The sequence below is a fragment of the Leptolyngbya sp. 'hensonii' genome, assembly GCF_001939115.1.
Taxonomy (GTDB): Bacteria; Cyanobacteriota; Cyanobacteriia.
Genome location: NZ_MQTZ01000034.1, coordinates 1 through 10500 on the forward strand (window position 1 = coordinate 1; position 10500 = coordinate 10500).

The 10500-nt window shown below is 44.2% G+C and carries 6 protein-coding genes and 1 pseudogene; 1 reads left to right on the forward strand and 6 read right to left on the reverse strand.

The genetic code is table 11. The features are described from left to right. From BST81_RS28795 to BST81_RS11080, 6 genes and pseudogenes are all read right to left on the reverse strand, one after another. Window positions 1-144 (reverse strand): annotated as a pseudogene (locus BST81_RS28795) (IS1 family transposase); the annotation flags it as partial. An 84-nt stretch (window positions 145-228) separates the two neighbouring features. Further along, the gene (locus tag BST81_RS29250; protein ID WP_075598589.1) at window positions 229-324 is read right to left on the reverse strand and encodes an SEFIR domain-containing protein; all 96 of its coding nucleotides are present in this window, start codon (window positions 322-324) and stop codon (window positions 229-231) included. A gap of 69 nt (window positions 325-393) precedes the next feature. Beyond that, window positions 394-4104: an FxSxx-COOH system tetratricopeptide repeat protein gene (gene fxsT, locus BST81_RS11060; protein ID WP_075598590.1), complete on the reverse strand. Its 3711-nt coding sequence runs from the start codon at window positions 4102-4104 to the stop codon at window positions 394-396. A 125-nt stretch (window positions 4105-4229) separates the two neighbouring features. Next, window positions 4230-5006 carry a hypothetical protein gene (locus BST81_RS28450; RefSeq protein WP_216351303.1) on the reverse strand — a complete coding sequence of 259 codons (777 nt, stop codon included), beginning with the start codon at window positions 5004-5006 and terminating at the stop codon, window positions 4230-4232. Between the two features lie 136 nt (window positions 5007-5142). Next, on the reverse strand, window positions 5143-6843 hold the full coding sequence (locus tag BST81_RS28455) for an SEFIR domain-containing protein (protein ID WP_216351304.1): 1701 nt from the start codon (window positions 6841-6843) through the stop codon (window positions 5143-5145). A 208-nt stretch (window positions 6844-7051) separates the two neighbouring features. Further along, complete coding sequence (locus tag BST81_RS11080) at window positions 7052-9775, reverse strand: NB-ARC domain-containing protein (protein ID WP_075598592.1); 2724 nt, start codon at window positions 9773-9775, stop codon at window positions 7052-7054. A 535-nt stretch (window positions 9776-10310) separates the two neighbouring features. On the opposite strand from BST81_RS11080, the gene BST81_RS11085 reads away from it, so the two are divergent. Further along, window positions 10311-10500 (forward strand): helix-turn-helix domain-containing protein (locus BST81_RS11085; protein ID WP_216351305.1); only part of this gene is annotated, 190 nt, incomplete at its 3' end.

A 10500-nucleotide genomic window follows, 5' to 3' on the forward strand; every position in this document is an offset into this window, starting at 1 on the left:
TGGACTGACGTGACGGTAGTAGTAGAGGGTGTCAAAACTCTCTGAGAAGGTTTGTTGGCACCCCAGGCAAAAGTAGCGTTGATGCCCATTCGGCATCTTGCCATGCTTGTGAGTCTTAGAATGACCGCAGAGCTTACATTCCATAGCTTGAGTAGGTGAATCGTTGATTCCTTACTCTACCAGACCCACATCAGTTTGACGCACTACCAGAGCAAGCTTAACAATCATTTAGAAACAAGCTCTCAGGCGATCTGCAAGGCTCAGAACATTCTGTTGATGTTCCTCTGCGTCATGGCTGTAGCTGATGAAGACTTTGCAAGGCATTACAAAAGTTGTCTACAAGATTAGCTCATGGATAAATGTGCGTTCTAAACTACTCTCTGTAGAGAGTCATCATTCAAAACCAAGACTATCATTCACATGTAATCTTTCGAGATTTCCGCGACATCTTAATGTCCAAGGATGCTCTGTTCCTAGTTGCTGCTCTAAAATTTTCAAAGCTTCTTTATACAAAGACTCTGCTCTTTCAGAGTAACCTTGAGCATGGTGGAGCATAGCTAAGTTATCCAACCCTCTACCTATATCTGGATGAGTATTGCCTAAAGTGTACTTGCCTATTTTCAAAGCCTGTTGATATAAAGGTTCAGCGTCACTATAGCGACCCAAAGAAGTGTAGAGTAATGCTAAATTATTCAAATTTCGAGCTATGTCAGGGTGATTCTCACCTAAGAGCCTCCTTCTCAAGTCTATTGCTCTCTTAAATAAGGGTTCTGCCTCACCATAACGTCCCTGCGTATAGAAAAGCATTGCAAGATCATCGAGATTTCGAGCTGTATCAGGATGTTCTTCACCTAAAATCCGTTCTCTTGTTTCCAATGATTGCCGATATAGTTGTTCAGCCTCGCTGTAGCGGCCTTGGACACGGTAGAGATCGGCAAGATTGTTGAGGGTATTTGCTATGTCAGGATGATCCTCTCCCAATAAGTGATTTCTCAAATACAATGATTTTTTGTACAGCTCTTCTGCTTCGCCATATCGTCCTTGAGAATAGTAAAGATAGGCTAGATTATTCAAGTTGGCAGCGACATAAGGATGCTCTTCACTTAACAGATCTCTGTTGATCTCTAATGCTTTGTTGAACAATGGCTCTGCCTCTCCATATCGCCCTTGAGCAGAGTAAAGACGAGCTAAATCGTTTAGAAGTCGAGCCATATAAGGGTGCTTTTCTCCTAGCAAATGCTCATTTATTTCCAGGACACGCTGATATATTGGCTCTGCTTCGCAATATCGTCCTTGAGTTCTATAGAGAAGAGCTAGATTATTAAGCCCATTGGACACAGCAGGGTGTTCGTTACCCAATACATGTTTGTACATCTCCAATGACTGCTTATAAAGCTCTTCTGCTTTGTCATAGCGGCCTTGGGAATACCATAGGTAGGCTAAATTATTCAGATTTTGGGCAATTTCAGGATGCTCTTCGCCCAAAAAGCGCTTGTTCATTTCCAAGGCTTTTTGATAGAGAGGCTCCGCTTCACTATAACGAGCTTGAGCTCTAAAAAGTAAAGCGAGATTATTAAGGTTGTTTGCTATTGTAGGGTGCTCTTCGCCCAAAAAGCGCTTGTTCATTTCCAAGGCTTCTTGATAGAGAGGCTCCGCTTCACTATAACGAGCTTGGCGGTAATAGAGTCGAGCTAAATGATTTAGGCTAGCAGCTACTTCAGGATGAACCTGTCCAAGTACCTGTCTTCTTACCTTCAACACTTCCTGATAAAGAGGCTCTGCTTCATTATATTGTCCCTGAGCTTCATAGAGCCGTGCTAGATTGCTAAGGCTTTTAATAATGTCGGGGTGCTCCTTTCTCAGCAAACGTTTCCTCAAGATAAGCGACTGCTGATAGAGAGATTCTGCCTCACTGTATCGCCCTTGTGCTTCATAGAGCCGTGCTAAATTACTGAGACTAGTAGCAACATCGGGGTGCTCTTCTCCTAGCAAATGTCTTCGTAAAGACAACGATTGCACAAACAACGGTTCTGCTTCCTTGTAACGCCCTTGGTAATAATACAATCGCGCTAAATTGTTGAGGCTCTGAGCTACTTGAGGATGTTCCTCCCCAAGAACATGTTTGATCAATTCCAGCGCTTTCAAGTAAAGGGGTTCTGCTTCCCGATTACGCCCTTGAGCGCGATAGAGCCTTGCTAAATCATTGAGACTTTCAGCAACATCGGGATGCTCTTTCCCCAGTAGACGTTCTCGCAATTTCAAAGCCTTTGTGTAAAGCAGCTCAGCTTCACTGTATTTACCTTGGAGACGATAAATCTCAGCTAAACCATTGAGGCTCTCAGCAAAATCTGGATGTTCTTCGTTTAATAGTCGTTTCCTCAAATCTAATGCTTCTTCGTATAAGTCTTCTGCTTCGCTATATCGTCCCTCAGCTTGATACAGCTTTGCTAAACTATTAAGGCTAGTAATGACATGTGGATTGCCTTCACTCAATAAACGCTGTCTTAATGTTAATGCCTGCTTTAATAGAGATTCTGCCTCTTCATACTGACCACGGGCATATAAATAACTCCCAGCGAGATCGAATAAATTAGTGACTATCTCAAACTCGAACTGATAATCTTGAACGAGTTGGGCAGCACACTTTGCTTGAGGTAGAAGACGAGCGCAAAGTTGCCAGTTTTCATATTCTACAGATGGAAATGCTTTATGAATGGCACGAACAGCCCGTTCTGCCCATATCCTACGAGTATTCTCATCCATTTCATTTTTCAATACCTCTTGTACCAAATGATGAATACTGTATGTATATAACTCAGTATCGTAATTGATTAAATAATATTGAGTTAATGGAAGAAAAACTTGATTAAGAATCAGTGGATCTTTAGGCAACCCAACAAAAGCTTCAGAAAGTTCAGACCCAAGCTCAGAGAATCCTCGAGTGATTAACTCTAGTGGAATATTGTGTGGGCTTAAAAATGCACTTAAGCGTAACAAGTCTGCTGCTGCTTCAGAGGTCTGCTGAACCTCTCTAAAATTCTCTCTCCAAGTTACAGCAATTGGCTCAGAGCGACTACCTGCTATAGGTTCTGATTCATTTAATAACTCTAGACGACGCCTTTGATAACTGAAGAGATAATCCTGAAAACGAGCTTTCTTAGAGTAGATATAAGCTCCAGCTTGTTCGAGTGCCAGTGGTAGATAGCCAAGTTCTGCTGCTATTTTCTCCGCAGCCAATACCTCTGGTGAATCTTTGTCTTCGCGATCTTCACGCCCAGTTCGTTTAAAGAGAAATTTTAATGCTTCATCCTGGCTCATTACACCCATTTCAATAGGCTTTGAAATTCCTACCGTGTCGAAAATTGAGATCCTAGAGGTAAGTAAAATGTGCCCCTTAGGATTGTTAGGAAGGAATTCTTTCAGAAGCTCTGGGTTGTCTGCATCATCAAGAATGAGGAGCCAGTTTGAATTTGATTCTAGCCATCGTTTCACAGAAAAAACAATATCATTCTGGTTTTGGGCTGATTGTTCAGGTAAAGCTAGAAGACTTGCAATTTCGGCATATCCCTCTCTTAAGTCGATTGCTGTGTTAGCCCTTAGAAAAAATACGGCATTGTATTCCTTCTGGTAGCAATAGGCATACATTAAAGCAGTTTGTGTCTTACCAATACCTCCTAACCCACTAATAGCCTGTATATGTGTAACGGCAGTTGTACTTTGTGAGGTAAAGGTATTGTGTAGAGCTTCTAATACTCCATCGCGACCAATAAAGTAAGGAGTGCGTTGGTACGGGATATTGAAAATTGATAAACTACTTGAAGATGTGGTTGATTCAGACTCAGGGGTAGAGCTTTTTTCGGCAGGTAAGATAGTTACACGTGGATATGTCTTAGTAGTTAGGAAGATCATATCTCCAACATCTTGAGCAAGCCACTGAAGTCTTTCTCTATCGACCGGATCACTGATATGTTTGCCTGTGTCAATGCATTCTTGAAGCAAATCTTCCAGCACTTTTTTAGGTTTTCGACTTGTTTTGTTGCCTTGAGAAGATTGCTTGAACTTATCCCATCGGCTTTCGAGTCTTAACAAAGTTTCTGGAGCCATATTGCTACCTACATCATCTATAGTGTTCGGTGTATTTAATTTGCATCACCCAGACAATCACTTTACGAAACATCTTTTAGAGAGCATCAAAATACGTATCCGTCAAGTTTTTATAAAACAAATAGCTAACTCACCTCTAATTCTTTGAAGTATAGTTCTAGTACTTGATCTGCTATGTGAAGTGCATCGAGTAATACTTTACTTATTCTTTCAGTCAAAAGAATGCCATTTTGGAAAATGGGACTGTTTGAAAGTCCCCCTAAACTTTGATTGATAGCAGAGGAGCAGATGGGAATTGTGCGAAGTACAGTTACAGGGGTAATTCGCCTAATCGAAAGTTCTTTCAATGAGTTACCAAATGTAATCACTTCAGGGTTAAATGCTTCAAAGTGGGATGTAGCAACATCTCGGTATCTATCAGCGCCATTCAAGTTTCGCAATTCAGTCATTTTGAAGCATAAAATCATACAGTGATGAAGCTTTGTGTAGCGCGGGTATAATTTTTCGGCAAGGGTATGTATTCTCTTCCAATCTCGAACATATTGAAGTTTTAAAGACTTCTGCCTTCCCAAGATTTTTTCTAAGTCGTCTAATAGACTGGCTGGTAAATTATGCCAGTGTTTTGTTGCAATATTCCATACTGCAATTGCTTCATCTTCTGAAGCAACTTGGATCAATGACTTGGAGAGACTAGCGTGAGTCTCTCGCTGAACAATAGATATGTTGCTGTTTAAGACCGTTGCCAGATGCATTTGTACCTGTGGCAGTCCACAACCACCTGTTGCTTCTGCCCACCCTAAAAGCGCAAAGGCTCGATCACTTTGAGATGCGATCGCAGGAGGAACGACCCCTGGAGGAGGATTCAGCGTAAATATAAGGTGATTAAACTGGCTTAGCACCATAGTATTTAACGTTATGAATAGCTCAGATCGCTCCTCTGGTGACAGACACATATTACGCTTAACTATAAAGTACAGTCTGTTAAGAAAATTTAAACACATTACGACAAAATTAATGATATCCGATCTTGAGAGTTTATTAGGTTTTTCGTGTATCATTTAGAACATTTTGTAAAACCTTCAAGCCAGACCCGCTCGGACTTTCAACCCAATTGAGGAGCATATAAACGCGATCCGCTTGGGATGCAGACAGCGGTGGAATCATTCCTGGAGGTGGGTTGAGGGCAAAAACCATCATGTTGAATTGCTGGGCAGTTAAAGCATTTAACATCTGTACTAATTTCAAGCGTTCGCCTGAAGGTGAGTATTGCGACTTCTCCGGGAAAACCTGTTTGCGATCACGTGGAGGTAAAGTGCGTAATTTACCTAGCTCTGGCTTTTGGGTTCTGGGCTGCTTGGTCAGGCGGCGGTAAAGCAGTTCATATCCCTCTGTCGTATCTAGTCTGTAGAAGGTCGCACTACGAAGGGGGCTGGGGATAGATTCAGAATCCTCAGGGGTAAAGGTGACTGGAATAAACTTTGAATTCTGTCCCTGGGCATCATAGAGTTCCTGAATAATCACCCCTCCTTCCCACGTTACCCCCTTTCCTTTCCCAACTTCTTCCTGCCCTCGAAATCTGCGATCGTATTGCTGCGTACATACGATTAGGGCATAATCGGTTTCTTCCACTTGGTTGAGCATCCAACGTTGCCAGCCTTCGGCAGGCGATTCCTCGTACTGGTCAATCGTGCAATCGATCCCATCCTCGCGCAAACGATCAGCCAGTGCTAAGACCCGATCCTTATGCTCCTGGGAATCATGGCTATAGCTGATGAAAACCTTTGGTGATGGAGAATCAAGATTAATTTCCTGAGCTGATTCTGGCAGAACTAGGGGATTGGAAGGTGAGTTTTTAGCAGTAGCCCCATGAATATGAATCTCACCGACATACGCAGTTCCACCTTGGACTACAGTCTGCCAGCCCTTGGCATTGTCAGCAACATTTTGTACCATCTCTTCTCTGCGTGGTGTCTCTCCAACGCCTGTCACTGATCCATCTTTCAGCCCCAAATTTGCCAATATCGTAAATGCAAACGCACTGGCGTGGCGTGAGGCAATCTCCTGGGAACCTGCCCTATCTGACTTCTCTTTGCCATCAATCAAGTCTGAGATGCCCCGAATCACCATTGCCGACACCCGTTGGTTCGCTCGTGCTGCCTCCAGAAAACCCAGACCTTCCATCTCAACAGCGATCGCATCTCCATAGTTCGACTGCAAAAACTGAAAGATTTCTGATTGGGTCGAGGCAATCACCTTTTCCCCTGCGGCGATCGGGGCCACAAAAACACGAGGTCTTAGCTCAGGTATAGTCGCCAGTCGCTGTAACCACTCACCTTTTCTTGCTTCAGCTCTAGCACGTTGCTCCAAACTGTAGGCAGGTAAGCCAATCTCTGGTCTAGGCTTAAATCTCTGTTCGGCTTTACCAGATTCGTATCCATAGATCTTGGTAGATGCCACGACATCACCGATCGCTACATCCTTGATTCCTCCCGCAACCCCAACAAAAAGGACAACATCGGGGTTGAAGTAAGCGATCGCCCGTTCTGCCTCTAATGCAGCTCCTGGATTACCTGCCCCAATCTCAACAATCCCAACTTCCAAAGTTTGGCTATCCGCTGTGAATTGACCTCGCTCATATATGGTTCCTTGCGGATGAATCTCCTCCCGCAGATTAACGAGATGGGCACGAACAGCAAGGTACTCGACCGGGAGGGCAGTTAAAATGACAGCACGGGGCATACAGTTTTAGGTGAAGTCGCTGTGTCTATTTTGCCAATTTTTCTTTAAACGTCACGTAATCAGGGACGGGATTTTATGGTTGGAACCCTAAAGGCTTTACCAGGCTAGCAATTGAGATATTTTTTGAAAGAAAATAAATGTGCATCTCCATATCTCCTAATTTGTCAATTCTTGTTGTATAAATTAACCCAATACTTTTTATCCCGTGTTACCGCCAGTAAGGATGCCCAGCCTCTTCTAACCTCCCTTCTTTAACCCAGCCAGCCCTTTGCAGGTCATTCCAGAGCCACTGGTAAACCAGTTCTGTTACAGGGCATACCCCTAGCCATTGAGAAGTCAACCGTGAAGTTGAATGGACGGTTATATTTGGATGCAGTGATGTTTGAGGGTGTAAAGAACGGAACTGCTCCTGTGCTGCGCGCCAGCGAGAATCGTCGGTCGAGATTGGGCGATCGCTCAGCCTGAAGTCCACTCCACTGAGCTGATTCTTAGGTAGTGGCTGCCAAAATTGAGAAATGCTGATTCCCTCTGAGCTAAAGCAAGGTGGTACAACTACACCAACTAGCTGAACTGGAAAGATGGCTGCAAGTGGTAATTTAGGTACCAATCTTGAAAACCAAGTCGTAACAATCCGTTCATACCCTTCCACTGCTCCCTGATAGATGTTTGTAGCATAAGCCAGCAAAGAATCAGGAGCCCAATTGTGCTGTCTAAAGTTCTGAACAGACAGTGGGAGACAAAGGTGCGTTTGCCCCCTATGACGTGCAGCCTCAATCTCAATTCTGAGTTGTTTGTAGCAGTGTTGCATTCTCAATGTAAGACTTGACGGTTCAGTCCGAGATAGTGGTTCCTCTAAGGTGTCTAGTAGGGTCGGGGTTATAAGGAACGGATCACGTTTAAGTAGATGAGCTGCTGCATACCAAGCCGCTTCTAGTGAGAGGTAGCCTGCTTGTACAGGAAGCGATCGATCTTTTAACCGTGCAGTCAACGAGCTAACAATGCCCTCAAATGTTCGTTGCCAAGCCCAGGATGTCTGCAGATTGAGCGGTGCAGACGTGAAATGGTTCCAACCAGCATCGGAAAGTATGCTCCAGGCTGAAATACGAGCAGCATCGTCATCCTGAAAAATGTGTTGGCTTTCTGGCGGTAAGTCAACAACAGTCTTTGCTCTAGGAGGTGAAAAACTCCAGCCAGTTCGCACGTAGGGGATCGGTCCCCAGGGCTGATCTAAATACTGCTGGTTTAAACTGACTCCAAGCGTAGGAAGAGTACCGTCGTCCCGCAGATGGAAGGTGATACGGGCTAATGCACCCAACCCCTCTATCCAGGCATGTGACGCAGTTCGAACCTGCCATCCCCAATCGAGTGCCGTCAATTGAGTAACATCTGTAATCCACTGCCAGTTCAACCATTTCTTACGAAGAGTTTCAGAGACCAGCAAGGGATTGTGTTTTGCGATCGCTGCGACTTTCAAAGTAACTGCCTGCCATAGGCTATCCGTTTGTTCTAACTCAACCAGTTTGACCTGGAAAAACTCTCGGATCAGTTCGTGCAACCTGTACGCCTGTTTACCTTCACGCTGAAGCAGATGAAAAGCTAGCAGAAAATCGTCTCTGGCTTCTTCCAGTTCTTCCTCTTCATGATTAGGAAAACATTCTTCCACTAAGTTCCAGGGAATTGGAACAACATCAAAAATGCTGAGAAAACACCCGACCATCTGGGCAAGGGAGGGGATCTCTCGCCAACTCAAATCAAAGGCATCAGCTACGCCCATTTGTGCCGTCATGTCAGCTTCAGACTTCGGTTTCTTGAGCGCCTGCTGCTCCAACCTTTTAGCTTGTAGACGCTCTAACATCGCTGCTAGAGACAAATCTGGTTTTCGTGCAAGATATCGTCCAACCAGTTCCAAACCAAGGGGAAGATAGCCAAGCCACTGGCAAATTGTTCTGGCTACTACTGCCTCTGCCTCGACTCGCTCTGCTCCTGTCAAAAGACCCAATAGCAACATCGCAGCATCAGGATGGAGAACGTTTAATTCTAGCCGTTCTGAATCCTTCAGTAGTCGTAGTCTGGTTGTAAGGAGAACATGAAAGCGAGAATTGGGTGGTGGCAGGTAAGGTCGAATATTAGCGTAGTCAGCAACATCGTTGAAGATGATCAAGACCTGATTGAGATTCCAGTGCTGCCAGCACCAGCAGACTTGATCGGTTAATTTTGTTAAGTTGTTTGGCAGGTTCAAGCCCAAATGCACGGTAGCAAAGTCAACAATCTGCGCCGCTACATTCTGTTCTCGTGCTTCTATCCAACAGACACCGCCACTGTAATCGTTTTGATGAGCGATTGCATACTGAAGGGCAAGTTCTGTCTTACCGACACCACCCATACCGGCGATCGCAGAGATCGCTACGCAATTCTCTTGCTGCAATCGATGATGCAACCATTTCAGTTCATCAGCACGACCAACAAATTTTTCTGGTTCAATCCCACTACGAGGCAGATTTTCGGGAATACCAACGGGAGATGGTAAGGGTTGAGGTTGAGTAATATAGTTGTTGCCAACATAAGCAGTTCCACCCTCGACCTTGGTTTGAAAGGCTTGAGCATTACCAGTGGCAGTCATGGTCATGCCATCCAGACTCTGCAACTTTTCTGGATAAATGCTCTGAATAATTGCTTGTGCTTCGGCAGCAAATTCAGCATCCTGTTGAAGTGCTAATTTCAGATGTTCGATCAAGTGATCCAATGCTGTACTGGAACCCTGTTCAATAACTGCCAAAGCATCTGAAACTTCGGACTCGTGCTGAAACTTGTCCTGAACCAGTTGATACAAGGTTTGCGTTTGAGCGATCGCAAGCTCGCTTCGTATTTTTGTGGGATTGCCAGCAATAGCATCCGCAATCAATTCCGCCAGCGAGGTTACGGGGTCTGTCATCAATCACTTGATATGAGGTGAAGGCGTTGATTCTGTTATAACCCTATTTATGAGCTTTGTCCTATGGCTGCTGGGTATGCCTCTGACTTAGTGTTCTGGATTTCTGCGATCGCAATACTTGCAAATTCTGGTAGAAGGTGACTGTTTTAGGATAATCAATTCCAGGCTAATACCTCCAACATCAATCGTGTTAATGGATCGTCTGAAAGTTCTTTTGCACGGCGCTCGCGCACCACTGGCTGGAGAAACAAAAGTCTTGCTGGGCTATTTGGGAAAAGACTAAAGCCCAAATTTGGAGTGAACGATGATGAGTTTATGCTAAATATAGCAGTCCTAAATCATTTGTAAGAACGAGGGGCTTTGTGAGAAAGGATTCCGCAGGAATCCTTTCTCACAATCCAAATAGGATCGCTATATTTAAATTCAAGATAGATTACATTAGAGCGCGGAGGTTTGCTAGAGAGTTACTAATTTCAATACAGCAATTTCCAGCCTAGTGAGGCGTATTTGATAGAATGATTTGTATGTTTACTTCATGCTCAATCAAGTGCAACCATACTCACTAGATCTTAGACAGAAAATTGTTGATGCATATCTTGAAGGGAATACGTCGCAACGTCAAATCGCTATACAATTTCGAGTTGCTTATAGTTTCGTGCGAAAGTTAATCAAACAACATCGGGAAACAGGTGAGATTGTCCCCAAACAACGAACTGTGCAAACAC

Coding starts and splice junctions, on each gene's coding strand:
- fxsT (WP_075598590.1), bottom strand. CDS start 4,104: ATGGCTCCAGAAACTTTGTTAAGACTCGAAAGCCGATGGGATAAGTTC.
- BST81_RS11080 (WP_075598592.1), bottom strand. CDS start 9,775: ATGACAGACCCCGTAACCTCGCTGGCGGAATTGATTGCGGATGCTATT.
- BST81_RS29250 (WP_075598589.1), bottom strand. CDS start 324: ATGCCTTGCAAAGTCTTCATCAGCTACAGCCATGACGCAGAGGAACAT.
- BST81_RS28450 (WP_216351303.1), bottom strand. CDS start 5,006: ATGGTGCTAAGCCAGTTTAATCACCTTATATTTACGCTGAATCCTCCT.
- BST81_RS28455 (WP_216351304.1), bottom strand. CDS start 6,843: ATGCCCCGTGCTGTCATTTTAACTGCCCTCCCGGTCGAGTACCTTGCT.